This window comes from Flammeovirga pacifica (assembly GCF_000807855.2).
GTDB classification, from domain to species: Bacteria; Bacteroidota; Bacteroidia; order Cytophagales; family Flammeovirgaceae; genus Flammeovirga; species Flammeovirga pacifica.
In genome coordinates, this window is record NZ_JRYR02000001.1 from 1,436,524 (window position 1) to 1,454,853 (window position 18,330).

The window sequence follows — 18,330 nt, forward strand, 5'->3', positions numbered from 1 at the left end:
ATTAATAATCTTTAAATGTCTTCAATTGTGCTTCCATATCTCTCATCAATTCTCTTTTATCCATTGATGGAGCAAAAACAAAACCTTCTAAATAATATAAATGAGTACCCTCTTTGTCTGTAAGTAAGTAGCTAATAAAAGGTCCTCCCATCGAATAAGTATTTGTTCTCCACAAACCTCTAATTTCGACAGCTTGTCTACCTGCAACTTTTGCATTTTTAATTTCAGGAGTTACTTTATCTTCTGTGATCACATATGATTCTTTATTTTCAGGATCTCCATATAGATATGTTTTAGCCAGTTCATTTCTTAATTTAAGAATATGGTTGGCATCAAACTGCTCTTCATTAGTATATGGAATTTTCAAAAAGAAGATATTATTATCAAACGCGATCTCTGGATGTCTTAACCATAAGAAATTCTCATCAGAACGAGCTACTTTATATCCTTTTAGTAAAGAAATTTCAAGATTATATTTTTCCTTTAAGAATCTAGTAATTTTATGATCTCGTTCTTTTGTTATTTTTTCAGCCAAACGTTTATTTTCAATTTCATGAAAAGGTTGAGTTAAATAATAGATCTTATTTGGATCATCTAATATCTCCGCCATTTTAGCTTCATTTTCTGCGAAAAATAACATTACTGTTTGCCCTTTAGCCCAGACATCTTTTTTCACATAAAAGAACTTCTTAGTATCTTTCGCTAAGGCATCAATCACACCCTCTCCAAAAAAAGAATTTAATATAGCAGATTCTCTTCCTCTGTTATCAAATGTAGTTACAATCATTACATTTCTAGCTTGTCTTAATATACTATTAAAGCCAGACGGTTGCACTTGAGTTACTGTAAACTGAGGTTCATTTTGTGGTAAAATACCTCTTGTAGTACCAAGTACTTTTGTATACAATTGTCCTCCTATACTTTCTTTGGTTCCCCATTGTGTGGAATCTATCACTAAAACCATTTCACCTGGTTTACCTTTAGAAGAGGGTAAATAAGATTTTTGAATTTCAGTATGAGCTCCACTATTATCCATACAAGAAGTAAAAGCTAATAATACGAAGCCGAAGTAAGTTAGATATTTGATGATATTCTTCATGATGTAAGTTCGTTGTCCAATTTCTTTACATTGTATTTTTTTTCAATATAAAGATTTGAGTTGTGAATTTAACTTAAAATATTTTTGTTGACAATGAATACTTAGATATTGTCTAATATTAAACTAATAATTATAACCTATTCTATATAATCGTTCCTAAGACGTATTAAAATAGACTTTTCATCAGTAAGTAATTTGATATAATGTTGAAATTTGTCCTTATCAATCATTTTTGTATTTATAGGAAAAGACAACACCTCTCCTTTCATAACACTTCTAGGTAATTGAATGGGTTGTAATTCTAAGGTATTACTACTGATCGATTTTATATGTAATGTTTTCTCTCCAACATTTGTCACATACAAAGGAACAGTTATATCCTCTCCTTTTTGTGATTTGATGGTATACTGGTAATTGGATAAAATGGGCACAGACTTCTGTTGCGTCGCCCAATTCACTTTTATGGGTTCTTGGCCATGCTGATTGGCATCATCAGAAACATTCCCTTGCAGAATTATTGTGTAATGTGATATTTTCCCATCAGAAAGCATGACAATATTCTTATAGAATGGAGTCTCGCCTTCTACAGGAATAAATGTTATATTTAAGTGGGCGGTATCGCCTTTTACTATTTTCTGATGATTGACATAAGCATCTGAACAACCGCAGTCTGTATCTACCTTTAAAATATTTACTTCAGAATTACCGATATTTACAAAGGGGATGATAATTTGATAATTCTGACCTGCTTGTACATTACCTAAGTCTATTTTCTGATTCGCGAATCGCAGTACGCCATCTCTCTTTTGAGCTTGAAGCTTAGTTAAACAACAAACAAAAAAAATAATGATGAATCTAATAAAATACTTTTCTCTCAATACCTTTTTTCTTTCTTAAAATGCCTCTGATAATCTTATTTACATCAGCATTGTCTTTATATTTTGAAATGGCTTTTTTTAATTTTAGTGGATCATAATTACCACTTTTCTTCACATAACCAAATCCTTTATAAATGCCATTTTCAATTTGAACAATTCCTCTTTCATTGTCCTCTCGGCCTTTATCAATTAAGAACACATTTGGAGCACCGTAACTAAATCGCATCGCCGCTTCTAATGCTCTTTTATTATAATCCTCGGCTTGTTCATCTCCACAACATGCACCTTTACAGCTCTTTAAGTGATATCTAAAACATGCTTTTGGACTATGATCTACACCACAAAGTTTCTGACAAAGTGTATTTTTTTCGATCATTCTGTCGAGAATACGATCCGCTTCTTTTCTAGAAAACGTTGTTGTCACAGGATAATCACCTTCGCTTAATGGTGCAACTCTAAAGTTGATATAATCATTATCATCAAGATATTTATATATACCAAAATATTGTTTTGTTCTTCTCTGTGCTCTATTAAATCTAGGTTGATTTTTTTTGATCTCATCAGATTCTAATAGTAGAGCAATCAGTTCGCTACCTGTAATAGTGGTCTTTACATTCCTCACCATCTCAGCCATTCGAATGGCTCTAGGTGCACTTTTATTTGATAAATGTTGAAGAATTCGTTTTCTGATATTTTTCGACTTACCGATATATATCAATTCTTCTTCTTCGTTATACAAATAATATACTCCAGTTTCATCAGTTAAAGCATCAATAACTTCCTTTTTGATCATATAGTGTTTCTTTGAACTATACACATCATAAACAGTCATTTCTTCAAGGATATTTTCTGCATTCTCCTGTGCTAAAAGTAACTGAAAAAGCTTTGCAGTTGCTTCAGTATCACCAATAGCTCTATGTCTTTTATTATGAGGAATCCCGATCTCGTCACACAGTTTACCTAAGCTATATGATTTTTTTCCGGGTAGAAGAATTCGAGATGTTTCTACAGTACAAAGAGAGTTTCTAAGATAGGTATACCCTAGAAGTTTGAATTCGTCTTTTACAAAATTGTAATCGAATTCGGCGTTATGTGCAACAAAGGTACACCCCTCAGTAACTTCAACTACTTTTTTGGCAATTTCAAAAAACTTTGGTGCTTCTTTCACCATTGCATTTTTAATTCCAGTAAGTTGTTGGATAAAAGGAGGGATACTCATTTCTGGATTTACAAAAGATTCAAATCGATCTATCTCGACACCATTCTCTAAAACAATAATGGCAATTTCGATGATCTTTCCTCCTAAGGCTACAGAACCTCCTGTTGTTTCAAGATCTATTACAGCATACTTCATAAGTGTACAAAATTAATAAAAAAAGCACTCCTAATGGAATGCTTTTCTATAAATATTTTCATATTAAGATCGAATCATACAATATTTTACAATTATTGAATAATTCAGAGGAGGATTCTATTTTAGTTTAAGGGATGTGTAGACAGGAAAATGATCAGAAACCTCTCCTAAGTCATATAAAACCTTCCAATCTAAGAGTTCAAAGTGTTTTGTAGAAAAGAATACAAAATCCAATTGCTCTATAGGTTTATCTGTAGGATATGTAAGTGTTTTATCACATAATAGATCTTCTTTAGAGCACATTGCTCCAATTCTATCATCGTCATACATTTCTAAAATTGCTGCATTATCATAAGAAGGGTCTGAATTAAAATCACCCAACATAACAACAGGCATTGTTTCCGCAGTTCTCAAAAACCAATCTTTTAAGAATAATATCTGTTGAGTTCTGGTTTTTTGGTCAAATGCTTCAGTGTGAGCATTAAATATCATTACTTCTTGATCTCCTACCTTAACTTTAATTCTTTCTACTAGACGGTCTAAGTACATTGATGAATAATAGTAAGGTTGACTTTGCACTCTTGACAAAACCACTCTTTCGTAATCAACAATTTCAAAGTTTGACATGACTGCTTGCCCACTCAACATTTTTTTAAAATGCACAGAAATTGGGAAATAAGGAAATGGCACGTATTTCTTATCCCAATTAATTGAACGACAACCATTGTAAAACTTTAATGCTTGCGCAAGTTCTTGATATTGATTGACATGATACGATCGATTCCCTCCGAAGTCTATTTCTTGTAAAGCCAAAACATCTACAGGGTACTTTTTTAATCGCCCAATAATATCTTTCAAATTTTTATCATAAAATTCTTCAGTGGGTCTTACTGAAGTATTATTAGTCATTCCAGATAAGTATCCAATATTATATGTAATTAATGAAATGGTAGAATCGTTGTTGTTTTTAGATGATTCATTCCCATCAAATTTCATCACTTTAGCGTACTCCGACTTGTCTAAATTGGGTGATTTAGCCCAAAAAAAGAAAGCAAGTATCCCTAATATTAATACAATAATTATGTATAACACGATCTTAAATTTATTTTTCATAAATATTACAAATGAAGTATATCTGTTATTTTGGTTGACTTTAAGAAAAGTCTTATCTAATTAAAATAAAAACCTATTTAAATATTGAGGATTAAAAATCAAAATCATAGTAATAGTTCTCTTTTTTATCATCATTTCAATCTACTCTAAATAGAATTTATATAACATCAACGGATTGAAATATCAACTTTTGATAAAACAATTAAAATAGGTGAAAATTTTACTATCAATTGATTGAAATTTGAAATAATACCTATAAATTGTATTCAATATATTTCTGTCCTTATTTTTTTGACATTACATACTCCCTTAACAAACATACCGAATGTCTAATAAAATTAACATCTTATTTGTATGCCTTGGTAATATCTGTAGATCACCTCTTGCAGATGGTTTAATGGTTCATGCTATTGAGCAGAGAGGTTTAGACATTTATTTTTCTATTGATTCTGCTGGTACTTATGCAGGACATGCAGGCAATAGAGCAGATGAAAGAATGAGAAGAACTGCTTCTAGTCATGGTGTGGAATTACATTCAATTGCAAGACAATTTGTAAAGGCTGATTTTGATCTATTTGATCATATTGTTGTAATGGACGATAGCAATTATTCTAATGTAGAACGATTGGCTAAAAATGATAATGATAGGAATAAAATTTTTAAATTAAGATCATACGATAATCAGCAATCCAACAAAGACGTTGATGATCCTTATTATGGGGGAATGCAAGGCTTTGAAAATTGTTTTAGTGTGGTCAATGAAAGTGTTAATAATTTTTTAGACTTTCTTGTTCATGAGAACCAAATAAATACTAACAAGTAAAATGCTACATATTTTTAAGCAATCATTTACAACTTTACTTTTAATTTTCGCTTTATCCCTTCTACAATTACCATCTTTTGCCCAAACTAAGAATTTCGTGGTCGTTATTGACCCTGGACATGGAGGAAAAGATCCTGGTAAACCAAGAGGAAGCAAGGTACATCGTCATGAAAAAGACCTAAACCTCATCATTGCAAGAAGAATTGGAATGTTGATTAGGAATTCTATGCCCGATGTTCAAATATATTACACAAGAACAAATGATAATTATGTCAGTTTAGATGATCGTGTGAAATTTGCTGAACATGCGAAAGCAAATTATTTCATAAGTATACATAGTAACTCTAATCCAAATAAGTGGATTGTAGGGGCTAAAGCTCATATTGATACAGATGCTGATAAAATAAGCTTAGACTTAGCACATAGTATTCTAAATAGTATTGAAAGAAACACATTGATTCAATCTAGAGGTATTATGAACAAAAATGACAGAGGATACAATCTTTTTGTTCTTAAAAACACTTCGATGCCCTCTGTTTTAGTAGAATGTGGATTCCTTTCTAATCCTCATGAACGCATTTACCTTAACTCGTATAATGGACAAAAGGAAGTAGCTGAGGCTATTTATAAAGGCTTTAAAGAATTTCATGAAAAGATGCATCAGCAACAAGAGCTATACAGTGTACAAGTTTTAGCTACTAATAAAAAAGTACCTCATTCTAACTCTACTTTAAAGAAATTAACTGGTGCAGGTTTAGTAATCAATGAAAACGAAACAACTAGAAATCATTCTAAAATTTATAAATATACTGTTGGTACCGTAGCCACCCCTCAAGCAGCATATAGATTAAAAATGAAGGTAAGAAGCCTTGGTTTTAAAGATGCTTTTGTTGTGGCCTCTCCTCATTAAAATTGCCCATTTACCCTAGTACCAAAAAAATCATTTCTAAAATAATTTGGAAGTTTATTTTATACACTTTATAATTGTGTATCAATTCACTTATTAATAGTCTAATAATGTCATTAAAAACAATTACATATTCCCAGTATGTTTTGGTTGGTCAGTTCTTTGACACATCCCAGTTGTTGGCATTCTCATAATTATTAGATCTTATATTTCACTTCTATTTTCCTAGTGTACTCTCCCATTTCCAACCATAAATGGGTTTAAAGTCGTACATCATAATATTTCATTTAGATACACATCATGGACATTAAACTTCTTACTGTTCGTTCCGAAATTGCAGCAGGAACGAGAGGAGCTGGTATGGGCATTGACGCCCTTATCGTCGCATCATTAGATCAAAAGTCTACATTTTTCAGCGATAATCACGTACAAAATATTGACGACGTCAACAATATACTTTTCAAAAACAATCAATACCCTAATGCAAAACATATAGATGGTGTCCATACTATGCTTGAGAGAGTTAGTAATGCCACTTCAAATGTTTTAGCTAAAGGAGAAACTCCATTTGTTTTAGCAGGAGATCATTCTACAGCTGCTGGAACTATTTCTGGGATCAAAAAAGCATTTCCAAATAAAAAATTAGGCGTAATATGGATAGATGCTCATGCAGACTTCCACTCCCCTTTTACAACTCCATCAGGAAATATGCACGGAATGCCATTAGCAATGGTCACACATTTAGACAACCAATCCGAAGCTGTTAACCAACCTGATGAAGAAACTTTAGATTATTGGGAGAGAATTAAATCTGTGGGTACTTCTGAACCAAAATTAAGTCCTGAGGACATTGTATTTATTGGAGTTCGAGATACTGAAACTCCTGAAAATACTATTATGAATAAGTTCAACATCAAGAATTTCACAGTAGATGAAGTAAGAAAAAATGGGGCTATAGAAACTGCTTCTCAAGCATTATCTCATTTAAATGATTGTGATATGATTTACATATCATTTGATGTAGACAGCATGGATCCTAGTATATCAAAAGGCACAGGAACACCTGTTGCAAATGGTTTAACAGTAGAAGAAGCTTTAGCAATTAATACTACTTTAGTGAGTAATCAAAAAGTAGTTTGTTGGGAAATGGTTGAAGTCAACCCAACTCTAGATCAGCACAATACAATGGCGAATAACGCCTTTCACATACTTACCGATACGGTAAAATCATATAAACACTCAAGAATTGTCAAAGTATAATTACTTTACTATTCTTTATAAACATAAAAGCCACTTGACAATTCAAGTGGCTTTTTTTATATTTTAATTTATTTCAAATTATCTATTTACATCATACAATGTTGTCTCTGCAAATTTGAAATCAGAAATATTTTGAGAATTATCTTTAAACTTAACAAATACTCTCTTGATACCTGCTCCGGCTTCCAAGCTCCAAGTAAAGCTTTCTGCGTATGGTCTCCATACTGCTCCTTGGAATGATTGAGAATTTGATATCATCATAAATTTAGCATCTCTCGCTTTGGTGTTCACCGTAACTGTAGGCGAATCAACAGCTGTTGCACCACCATTAATTTTAACGTATTGTGGTATTGGAGGTGTTGTATCCAGAATAATTCGTCCTTCTGTTATTAAAGACTCGTTTCCTGCTTCATCTTTAAATTTCACATAAACGAATTTCTGACCATCAGTTGAGTGCTTGATTAACCAATCTTTAGAAGTGGCATAAGGCTCCCATTTGATATTTTGTTTAAAATATCTATCGTTAGATACTTTCATTTTCACAGCATCTTCCGCGTATATTTCTAAAGAAACTCTACCAGACTTTTCATTTGTATATTCTTCACCGTTGTTGATAATTAACTTCTCATTTACCGGCTCTTGTCTATCTAGAATAACACTTGAAGAAACCATATCAGTTACATTTTCTGCATCATCTTTAAACTTAGCATACACTGTTTTTTCACCGTCTTCTGCTGCTTCTAAATAATGATCATAAATATAATACTTGAACTTTTGCCATTTAGCATCAGTAAAATCTTTATCATTAGAAATCATCATTTGGGTCGCTCCTCTTGCGTTAAGTTTCACACGAACAACCGCATCAGGATCAGTACAGTATTTATCACCATTTGATACCAAAATACTACCTTCTCTTGGTGCATCAGTATCGACACCCACAGAAGCATATGTTGGTCTTGACAAATTGCCTACTTCATCTTTGAAGATTACATAAACGAATTTAATACCATCACCTTGTGGGAACTTCCACTTTCTAGCTTTAGAATACTTCTCCCATTCAGCACCTTTAAAGTCAGATCTTTCAGACAACTTCATTTGATGTGCTCCTTCAGCATTAATTACAAGGTTTACATCAGTTAAATTTGTCAACTTATCTTTTGCTTCAAGGATTTCTACACTTCCTTTAACAGGCGGTGTTCTATCTAAAGTTACATTCACAGAGTAAGTATCAGTAATATTACCTGCCTCATCCATAAAACGTGTATAAATTTCTTTTACACCGTCTTCACCTGGAAGTCTCCAAGGAATATTATATTCTGAGTATCCTATCCATCTGATTTTCTCAAAATTAGGATGGTTACTAATTTGCATTTTAATTGCATCTTCTGCGTTAACACGAATAAGTGCAATAGCATCTGGGTGATTCACTACACCATCCTTATGATTTTTAACTAGAATTGAACAGTTAAACGGAGGCTTAGTATCTAACTTAATATTATTCGATGCAGGTTCTGAAATATTCCCCGCTAAATCTTTAAAACGAACGAAAACAGTTTTCACACCATCTCCACCGTCTAATTTCCAATTTTTGATGGTATTATATGGCTCCCAATTTATATTCATAAATGTAGGATCATTACTCACTTGCATAAAATCAGCTTTACGAGCAAAGACCTTTAGTTTAACCATATGTTCTTTATCGATACTGTATTCTTTATTATTATCAATCACCAATTTACCACCAACAGGAGGCTCTGTATCAATTAGAATTCTATCAAAAGCAGGTTCTGAAACATTTTTTGCTCTATCCATAAAACGAACAAAAACACTTCTTAAACCATCAGCACCGGGCTGAAGCTTCCAATTCTTCATCTCTTCCTTATAAACCATCCAACGTGCACCATAGAAACTCTTTTGATTTGAAATCATCATAAAACGAGCATCTTCAGCACTAATTTTCAGATCAACAATTTGCTTATCATTCTTTAAAAGCTTGACGTTGTTTGCAGTGTCTTGCACTATACCTTCAGCAACAATATCAATTTTAGGATTTTGAGGAGGAGTTGCATCTAGCATTACAGAAGAACTGTAAATCTCTGATTCGTTATCAGATTGATCTTTAAATTTTACAAATACTGTTTTCTTCCCATCTCCAATAGGGAAATTCCAAACAGGAACAACAGGGGTATATGGTATCCATTGGGCATCGCTTAAAGATTCATTATTTGAAATCTTCATATGAGTTGCTCCACGAATAATCAATTGTAGTTTATGTTTCGCATGATTATCAATGAATTTTCTACCATCATCAATAATAACTCTTCCTAAATCTGGAGGAGTGGTATCAACAATTACTCTACCTGAAACAATCTTTGAATAGTTACCCACTTCATCTCTGAAACGAGCATACACTACCTTTTCACCTTCACCAGGAGGTAATTTCCATTGTACTTGTTCTGCATAATCAATCCAGCCATCACCACCTCTAATTTGAATATGTGATGCACCTTCTGCATAGAAGTTAAGCGTAACAACAGAATCTTTAATGTATTTCTTCCCGTCATTAATTTTCATTTTTCCATTAACAGGAGGCGTGATATCGATTGTTATTTTAGAACTAATAACTTCAGTTTGGTTTCCTGCGGCATCTTTGAATTGCACAAAGATTTCTTTTTCACCATCAAGACCAAGTAATTTATATTTTTCTACTTTTGGACGGAAAGGCACCCATTCTACTCCATGAAAGTCAGGACGGCTAGATATTCTCATCTTTTGAGCTTCATCAGCTGACAAGAATAAAGTCACCATTCTAGACTTATTATTAGTATATGGTAAACCGCCATTAATAAGTAATTCCGGATTTTGTGGAGGGGTTCTATCCAGTTCCACCATTAAAGTGGCAACCTCAGAGACGTCTCCTGTATCTTCGTTTTTAAAAACTGCATAAATAGTTTTTAAACCATCTCCTGCTCCTCTTCGAATAATAGGAAAATCAGGTTTTTCCCAATTCACTCTTTCCCAAACAACACCTCTAAAACTCTCATCTCGAGAGATTTTCATATGAGTCACTGCAGAAGAAGCCTTTATTCTCAAATAAACTCTTCCTTGTGGATCATTGGTTACAATCTTATCACCTTCAACATATATTGAACCTGAAACTGATTGAGCAAAACCAGTACTAACGGTAAGAAGAAAAATAAATCCTAGTAAAAAAATCTTCATAGAAGCTTTATTAAGCATATTGAATGCTACCCTTTTCTGTATAATCGAACAACAATAAATCATTAACTCTACAACGCAAGAATCTTTGAATTATTGAGTAATAATGACTCAATAATCAAATTACATACCAAGTCGAGTTTTAAACACTTATTTCTTTCAATATTTATTTAGGTAAGGAATTCTATATTTATTCTAAATATTAGTTCTCAATTGCTTAAAATATTTTATTTCTACCCGATTAAAATGTAAGTTTATACATTACATTATATAAACGAATTAAAAAATATAAGCATCTTTAAAAAATGGCTAGACAACGATTTGATGCATTGCGATTGGTAGAGGAAAGAAAACCCGTGAAAATTACTCCTCCTAGTAGCAAAGTTTCCGATTATTACGGTGAAAATACTTTTGGCTTAGCGGTCATGCAAGAACAGCTCTCCTCTGATATATATGAAAAACTTCAGAATGCAATTCATAGAAGTGAACAAATAGATCAAAATGTTGCTGATGCTGTTGCGACCTCTTTAAAAGCTTGGGCATTATCTAAAGGTGTGACCCATTATACTCACTGGTTTCAGCCATTAACTGGATCTACTGCAGAAAAACATGATGCTTTTTTTGAATTGAATAAAGATGGGCAAGCTATCGAACGATTTAAAGGAAGTGCATTATCAAGACAAGAACCTGATGCTAGTTCTTTTCCAAGTGGAGGCTTAAGGCAGACTTTTGAAGCTAGAGGCTATACTGCATGGGATCCAACATCTCCTGCTTTTATTATTGAAAGTGGTGATGGAAAAACATTATGTATTCCAACAGTCTTTGTTTCATATACTGGCGAGTCTTTAGACAATAAGGCACCATTATTAAAAGCATTAGAACGTGTAGATAAAGCAGCTACATCTGTATGTCAGATTTTTGATAGAAGCATAGAGAAAGTGCAAGCTTCATTAGGTTGTGAACAAGAGTTCTTCCTTATTGATAGAGCCTTGGCCGATGCTAGACCTGATATATTATTAACTGGTAGAACCTTATTTGGACGTACTCCTCCAAAAGGTCAACAATTAGATGATCATTATTTTGGATCAATTCCATCTAGAGTAACTCGCTTTTTACAAGAACTAGAAATTGAAGCTTACAAGTTAGGTATTCCTATTAAAACAAGGCATAATGAAGTAGCTCCAAGTCAGTTTGAAGTGGCTCCTATATTCGAAGAAGTGAATGTAGCCAATGACCATAACGTTTTATTAATGGACTTGATGAAGAAGGTTTCATCAAGACATAATTTCAGAGTTTTATTCCATGAAAAGCCTTTCGAAGGTATGAATGGAAGTGGCAAGCATAACAACTGGTCTTTAATTACTGATAAAGGCAAAAACTTGCTTCAACCTAGTACTAAAGCTAAAGAAAATCTAATCTTCATTACCTTCTTTATTAATATCCTTAAGGCGGTGTATGATTACTCTGATTTACTAAGAGCTTCTATTGCTTCTGCTAGTAATGATTTTCGTTTAGGCGCTAATGAAGCTCCTCCAGCGATTATTTCTGCCTTTATAGGTACTCAACTTTTTGATATTCTAACCGAATTAGAAAATAACGGTGATATAAAAGTAAAGAAAGGTGACAACATTTATATGAAGCTTGGAATTAGTAAGATTCCTCCTATCCTTTTAGATAATACTGATAGAAATAGAACGTCTCCATTCGCCTTTACTGGGAATAAATTTGAATTTAGAGCTGTGGGCTCTAACGCAAATAATGCTCGCCCTATGACTGTTTTAAATACAGTTGTTGCTAATCAATTAGATTTATTTAAAAAAGAAGTAGATAAATTGATTGAACAAGATGAGAAAAAAGAAGTGGCTATTATTGATATCTTAAGATCTTATATTCCTTCTGTGAAGAAAGTCATTTTTGAAGGTAATGGCTATGGCAATGAATGGGTAAATGAAGCTAAAAAACGTAAGTTATCTAATAATAAAAATACACCTCGCGCATTATCTGTATTAAAAGAAAGCTCAACAGCAAGGTTATTTAAAAGAATGAAAATCATGTCTCAGGTAGAATTAGATGCCAGACATGAAATCAGGCTTTCGAATTACATTATGAAGATGCAGATTGAATCTAGAGTAATGGCAGATTTAGCGCTTAACCATATTGCTCCAACGGCTATCCGATATCAAAATACGCTGATTGAAAATGTAAAAGGGTTAAAAGATATTGGGCTTGAGGATCAAACTGAAGAAACGATGATTACCATTAAAAATGTAGGTAAACATCTTATTCAAGTGAAAAAGTTAGCTCATGAAATGACTCAAGAACGAAAGCGAATCAACTCTATGGAAAACGTAGAAGAAAAAGCAATCGCTTATTGTGATGATGTCAAAGAAAAATACTTTGAAGAATTACGTTGGCACGTTGATAAGTTAGAAACTCTAATTGATGATGAAATGTGGCCACTTCCAAAATACAGAGAGTTATTATTTTTAAGGTAATCTTAAAAATTAGTCATCAAAAAGCCCGTTTAAAAACTGATTTTTAAACGGGCTTTTTTTTCTTCCACTAAAACAATAACTATCTAATTGCTTGCCTCAACCATCATTCCTCTACTTATCAAAAGCTGAGCAAAAATATAAGTCAGCATAATATAAGCTGTGGATAAATCAAACTCTTTGAATGTATTTAATCCTATCATTATATCTGAAATAATAAAAAGAAGAGCTCCTACTGCCGTAAAAATTGCCCATTTATCCTTTCTAATAAAGATTCTAATGAAAGCAAATGAGAACATCACTGAGATCATAATACTATATGCTAAAACTGGTGCATACAATATAGAATGATTAGAAGCGATATGTTCAGCGACATATATCCCTATTAGAGATAATACAAAAGGAAACACATACCATATAGGCTTATCTTTTACACCAGAAAAGAAAAAAGCAATTATATATAATACATGACAAATAAAGAAGCATCCTAAACCTATTAGCATAACATCTTGATCTTCACTAAACATCATGTATAGATCTCCTATCCAAGCAAAGAAAAAACCGATCATCATCGTTTTATATATGATAGAATTTTCTGATGTTTCTTTCCATGTTGCTGAAAAATAAATTGCTATAAACGGCATTAGTAAAGGTTTGGAGAACTTCATTAAAAGCATATCTCCTACATAATTACTGTAGATGTTTATGAAAAATATGAGTGAAAAAAGACCCCAGAAAATTTTCCTTTGTCGGTTATTCAAGGGTTCTTTTACAATTTTAGTTTGAGACATTAATAAAATATTTATAATACATTTCAATTAATCAAATCATGATTAATTTATTCAGAAGCGTCCATATCTTCAACTAAATCTCCTGCTTTTAATGTTTCTGAAATGATTCTGAATGGACCTTTAATAATTACTTCTCCATCTTCGATTCCACTAAGAATTTCAATATTATCGAAATCTGAAATACCCGTTTTCACCTCTCTAGGAGTTACTTCTTTTGTTTCTTTATTGTAGACAAATACAACTTCTAATAATTCAGAATCTTTTTTCTTAGAGTTGTTCAACATCGTTTTATTTTCATCCTTCACATCATCATCCTCGTCATCTTTCTTTTTCATTTCAGAACGTTTACGAGTAGTTACAGAAGTTAAAGGCACTGTAAGAATATTGTTTTTTGTCTGAGTAATAATATCAACAGACGCTGTCATACCTGGTCTAAATGGAGATTCAGCATTTTGATTCTCTACCATTAAGTTAGCATATGAATTTGGCAAAACACGAATTTTCACTTCAAATTCTGTCACCACATCTGAAGATGTTGCATCTTTTGCTGAGTTGGCAATTGCTGTGACCACTCCTTTAAATTTTAGATCTTTAAAAGAGTATGCATCTACATCGATTATAGCTGTATCAAATTTATGGACACGAATAATATCATTTTCATTCACATCTACTTGTGCTTCCATTTCAGATAGATTGGCAATACGTAACATTTCTGTTGCCGACATTTGACGAGCACCTACAACCATCTCCCCTTTTTCTACTGAAAGCTTAGAAATAACACCAGACATTGGAGCAAATATTTTTGTTAGTTGAAGAGACTCTTTGGCATCATCTACCTGAGCTTCTGCACTTTTTACAGTATATCCAGAGGCTCTCATACTTTCTTTCGCTGCTTCTAAATTGGCTTGGGCAATCTCAAACTCGGCCTTACTATTTTCAAACTCTTGGTCAGAAATCACTTTATCTTCCCATAATTGTTTATTTCTATTAAATGTAAGTTCTGATTGCTTTAATCTTGCTTCGTTCTGAGCGACATCTGCTCTAGATCTTGCCAACTGTGCTTTTTGAGAATTCAAAGATGCTTTAGCTTGATCTAAAGCTGATTTAAAGTTATCTGGACGAATCTGTGCTAACAATTGTCTTGTATGTACAGAATCCCCTTCTTTAACATATAATTCACGAATTTCTCCTGAAACTTCTGATGACAAAGTCACTTCATTAATAGGTTGCACTTTTCCAGAGGCACTTACTTTTTCAGTAATTATTCCTTTAGTTGCGGTAGCAAACTCTACTTTAATAGACTTAACTTTTGATTTATTATAAAAATATCCTCCTGCCATCATTGCAACAAGGATTATACATAATATGATATAAATTGTAGTATTGGAGCTCTTTTTCTTTGCCATAATAGTTTAGTGACTTTATGTTAGTATTCTAAGAGAAGTTTATATTGATTGGACTTAATTTGACTTTCAAATCAAGATAAAAAAATAATTTTAGTAAAAATATAGAATAGTTTCGAATTTCAAGCGTTATAAAGGCATGAATCGAACTAATTTTAGATAAAAATAATGAGCGTTTATCATTCCATCCTTGATTTACTTAAAAATAAGTGGATATTGTTCTCCTCGCCTGATTACCCTTCTGGAAAAATTAAAGATTTAAATATTCTTTGGGCTGATTACTTAGAGTGTTATCAATTACAAATGACAATCATGTTATTTAATTCCTCCGAAGTAAAAATAAGAATACCTTTAGAAAATGATAATGAAGAGTATTACATCAAGTTATTAAGAGGAAGTTTAGGAATTCTTTTTGATAAAGAAGAAGAACTTCGAAAGCATATTAATGCAGAAAAGGTGATATAAAGAAATTATATCACCTTTTTTATCACTTATATTTTTTCTAAAATAACAGCAGAGGCTCCACCACCACCGTTACAAATTGCGGCTAAACCTTTACTTCCTTTTTGAGCATTAAGAACACCCATTAAAGTTACCATTATTCTCGAACCTGATGCCCCTAAAGGATGTCCCATTGAGACTGATCCTCCATGAACGTTTACCGTATCGAGTGATAATCCCAATTGTTTTGCAAAAGCAAGTGTTACTACAGAAAAAGCCTCATTTACTTCCCAGAAATCAATATCCTCTTTAGTTAACCCTGCTTTTGACAATGCTTTCTCAGCAGCATCAGGTGGAGCAATTGTAAACCATTCAGGAGCTTTAGAAGCATCGGCAAAGCTAATCACCTTAGCGATAGGCTTTAATCCTAACCTTTTCACTGCATCTTCACTTGCTAATATAATTGAAGCTGCCCCATCATTTATTGTAGATGCATTTGCTGCTGTAACTGTCCCTTCTTTAGTAAAGACTGCTCTTAATGCCGGAATCTTCTCAAATTTTACTTTTGAAAATTCCTCATCCTTATCTACGATAACATCATCACCTCTTCTTTGAGGAACTGCCACAGGTATTATTTCATTTGAAAATAAGCCTTCTGTAGTTGATGAAGCTGTCCTTTTATAAGATTGAATCGCAAATTCATCTTGTTCTTCTCTAGAAATCTCACATTTAACAGCTGTAGCATCTGCACAGACGCCCATTGCATTTCCATTGTATGCATCTGTTAAGGCATCTTTTACTAGACCATCTAAAAGTTGACCGTGACCATAACCATGACCATATCTCCCTTTTGGTATGTAGTATGGAATATTAGACATCGATTCCATGCCACCAGTGACAACAATATCGTTGTCACCTAACATTATGGATTGAGCCCCTAACATTAAGGTTTTCATGCCAGATGCACATACCTTATTAATAGTAGTACAAGGAACATCATGCCCAATACCAGCGCCTAGTGCTGCTTGTTTTGCTGGTGCTTGACCAAGGTTGGAGGCAATTACATTTCCCATAAAAACCTCATTTACTTCTGATGCATTTATGTTTGCTTTTTCAAGAGCTCCTTTAATAGCAGAAGTTCCTAATTGAGTGGCTGATAGTGAAGATAATACACCTCCAAAGCTACCGATTGGCGTTCTTACGGCCGATACGATATATACTTCTTTCATAGTGTTATTAAGTGTTTAGTGTTTATTGGTATAAATGAATGATCTTTTCGGGATCATATCACAATATTAGTATTTTTTTTGAAATAAACGATATATCTTAAGATATCCTATATCAATAGTAAATCTGATAGTTATAGTGATATACTAAAGACCTATTTCCTCTATTCAGTAGCAAAAAAAGAAGGCGAAAATATTGACGTCAAGAGTTTAAATATCAGAATTAAAAATAGATTGAATACATTCTTCTAATTTAAAAACTTGTTGAGCATATTGATAGTTCAACCATACATAACTGTAAGGACTTAGTGGTGTATGTTCATCTGAATTTTCATTATATAATTTTTCTAATTCAGCTCTAGTAGAAGTTAACTTTAAATTGACTACTTCAGGTTTGTGGTATTTATTCAATCTTAATTGATTAACAATTTCATGAATTCTTGTTGAAATGAATTCTTGTTTTTCTTTTATAGAGTAAAGCTGACTTATGTATTTATTCCCAATTTCTGAAGCAATTGCACTTGAATTAAGTAATTCAACAATTCCGCCTAGTTTTCTCAAAATAATAGTACAATTCTCTAAATCTTTTCTTTTTGATTTCAGGTGTTTACTTTCTCTTATCACATGATCATAGGTCTTCCTCTGTAAGCGTAATGAATTATATACTTTTTGAATATCATCTAAATACTCTTTATACTGGAATTTCCCTTCTATTGTTGAAATATATAACTTATCAATCAACTCAATACTATTCGCCATTTCGAAACGTAATTCTTTAACTCCTCTAACAGGAAAAATGAAAGAAAATAATAAAGTAATTAATCCTCCACAAATAATATTACCAGATCTCCAAAGAGCTGATTCAATAGACTTATCCTCAGAAACTCCTAAAATAATAAGCGTGGTAAAAACGGAGACCAAATAAGCATATGGGTATTTTCTAAAGACATAATAAAAAGTGGGAATCAAAATAATTATTGCAATTGTTTGAAACCATAAATTGTTATGAAAAAAGAAATAGATGGTTACTGAAGTAGTTGAACCAATTATGGTTCCCAATATCCTTTGTTTAATTCGATGTATTATTCCTCCAAATTCAGCATAAGCACCTAAAAGCACAGTAACGGTAATACACATCCAAGTGCCATGAGGTATTTTTAAAACATTGACAAAAACAAAAGTGAAGGTGACAACAAAAATAGTTCTATAGAGATGAACTTTGTCCACATTCTTATAAATGTAGTCATCAATAGATTTTAATAGAGTCATATATAGTTTAAGAATTTATTAAGTGTACAATATAAAGTATTGTAACGAAAAAAGG

At 32.5% G+C, this 18,330-nt stretch carries 14 protein-coding genes; 5 read left to right on the forward strand and 9 right to left on the reverse strand.

All coding sequences use genetic code 11. The features are described 5' to 3' along the window. Position 1: 1 nt before the first annotated feature. The 4 genes from NH26_RS05780 to NH26_RS05795 form a co-directional block, all read right to left on the reverse strand. On the reverse strand, positions 2 to 1,099 hold the full coding sequence (locus NH26_RS05780; RefSeq protein WP_084812071.1) for a DUF4837 family protein: 1,098 nt from the start codon (positions 1,097 to 1,099) through the stop codon (positions 2 to 4). 137 nt (positions 1,100 to 1,236) lie between these two features. Beyond that, positions 1,237 to 1,977 (reverse strand): DUF1573 domain-containing protein, encoded by a 741-nt coding sequence (locus tag NH26_RS05785; protein ID WP_044219104.1) that lies wholly within the window; start codon positions 1,975 to 1,977, stop codon positions 1,237 to 1,239. Then, positions 1,955 to 3,331: an exonuclease domain-containing protein gene (locus NH26_RS05790; protein ID WP_044219103.1), complete on the reverse strand. Its 1,377-nt coding sequence runs from the start codon at positions 3,329 to 3,331 to the stop codon at positions 1,955 to 1,957. Before NH26_RS05790 ends, NH26_RS05785 begins: the two co-directional genes overlap by 23 nt. A gap of 117 nt (positions 3,332 to 3,448) precedes the next feature. After that, entirely contained in the window at positions 3,449 to 4,423 is a 975-nt protein-coding gene (locus NH26_RS05795) for an endonuclease/exonuclease/phosphatase family protein (RefSeq protein WP_158021892.1), read from the reverse strand. A gap of 346 nt (positions 4,424 to 4,769) precedes the next feature. Between NH26_RS05795 and NH26_RS05800 the strand changes: the two genes are divergently transcribed. The 3 genes from NH26_RS05800 to rocF all read left to right on the forward strand — a co-directional run bounded on the left by NH26_RS05800 (position 4,770) and on the right by rocF (position 7,434). Further along, the gene (locus tag NH26_RS05800; RefSeq protein ID WP_044219098.1) at positions 4,770 to 5,267 is read left to right on the forward strand and encodes a low molecular weight protein-tyrosine-phosphatase; all 498 of its coding nucleotides are present in this window, start codon (positions 4,770 to 4,772) and stop codon (positions 5,265 to 5,267) included. 1 nt (position 5,268) lies between these two features. Then, positions 5,269 to 6,177, forward strand: coding sequence for an N-acetylmuramoyl-L-alanine amidase family protein (locus NH26_RS05805; RefSeq protein ID WP_052431810.1), 909 nt, complete (start codon positions 5,269 to 5,271; stop codon positions 6,175 to 6,177). Between the two features lie 294 nt (positions 6,178 to 6,471). Next, complete coding sequence (rocF, locus tag NH26_RS05810; RefSeq protein ID WP_174549718.1) at positions 6,472 to 7,434, forward strand: arginase; 963 nt, start codon at positions 6,472 to 6,474, stop codon at positions 7,432 to 7,434. A gap of 78 nt (positions 7,435 to 7,512) precedes the next feature. Here rocF and NH26_RS05815 read toward each other — a convergent pair whose 3' ends face one another. Beyond that, a complete protein-coding gene (locus NH26_RS05815; protein WP_139262901.1) occupies positions 7,513 to 10,656 on the reverse strand; it encodes a hypothetical protein in 3,144 nt (1,047 codons plus the stop codon). Positions 10,657 to 10,958: 302 nt separating this feature from the next. Between NH26_RS05815 and NH26_RS05820 the strand changes: the two genes are divergently transcribed. After that, on the forward strand, positions 10,959 to 13,148 hold the full coding sequence (locus NH26_RS05820; RefSeq protein ID WP_044219091.1) for a glutamine synthetase III family protein: 2,190 nt from the start codon (positions 10,959 to 10,961) through the stop codon (positions 13,146 to 13,148). 83 nt (positions 13,149 to 13,231) lie between these two features. On the opposite strand, the gene NH26_RS05825 is transcribed toward NH26_RS05820, so the two are convergent. Both NH26_RS05825 and NH26_RS05830 read right to left on the reverse strand, forming a co-directional pair. Next, positions 13,232 to 13,936, reverse strand: coding sequence for a lysoplasmalogenase (locus NH26_RS05825; protein ID WP_044219088.1), 705 nt, complete (start codon positions 13,934 to 13,936; stop codon positions 13,232 to 13,234). A gap of 47 nt (positions 13,937 to 13,983) precedes the next feature. Further along, positions 13,984 to 15,342 (reverse strand): efflux RND transporter periplasmic adaptor subunit, encoded by a 1,359-nt coding sequence (locus NH26_RS05830; RefSeq protein WP_044219086.1) that lies wholly within the window; start codon positions 15,340 to 15,342, stop codon positions 13,984 to 13,986. Positions 15,343 to 15,507: 165 nt separating this feature from the next. Between NH26_RS05830 and NH26_RS05835 the strand changes: the two genes are divergently transcribed. Further along, positions 15,508 to 15,804, forward strand: a complete 297-nt coding sequence (locus NH26_RS05835) for a hypothetical protein (protein WP_044219084.1) — start codon at positions 15,508 to 15,510, stop codon at positions 15,802 to 15,804. Positions 15,805 to 15,830: 26 nt separating this feature from the next. Here the strand turns inward: NH26_RS05835 and NH26_RS05840 are convergent, their stop codons facing one another. Both NH26_RS05840 and NH26_RS05845 read right to left on the reverse strand, forming a co-directional pair. Then, positions 15,831 to 17,009, reverse strand: a complete 1,179-nt coding sequence (locus NH26_RS05840) for an acetyl-CoA C-acyltransferase (protein ID WP_044219082.1) — start codon at positions 17,007 to 17,009, stop codon at positions 15,831 to 15,833. A 207-nt stretch (positions 17,010 to 17,216) separates the two neighbouring features. Further along, positions 17,217 to 18,275 (reverse strand): FUSC family protein, encoded by a 1,059-nt coding sequence (locus tag NH26_RS05845; RefSeq protein WP_044219079.1) that lies wholly within the window; start codon positions 18,273 to 18,275, stop codon positions 17,217 to 17,219. Positions 18,276 to 18,330 lie beyond the last annotated feature (55 nt).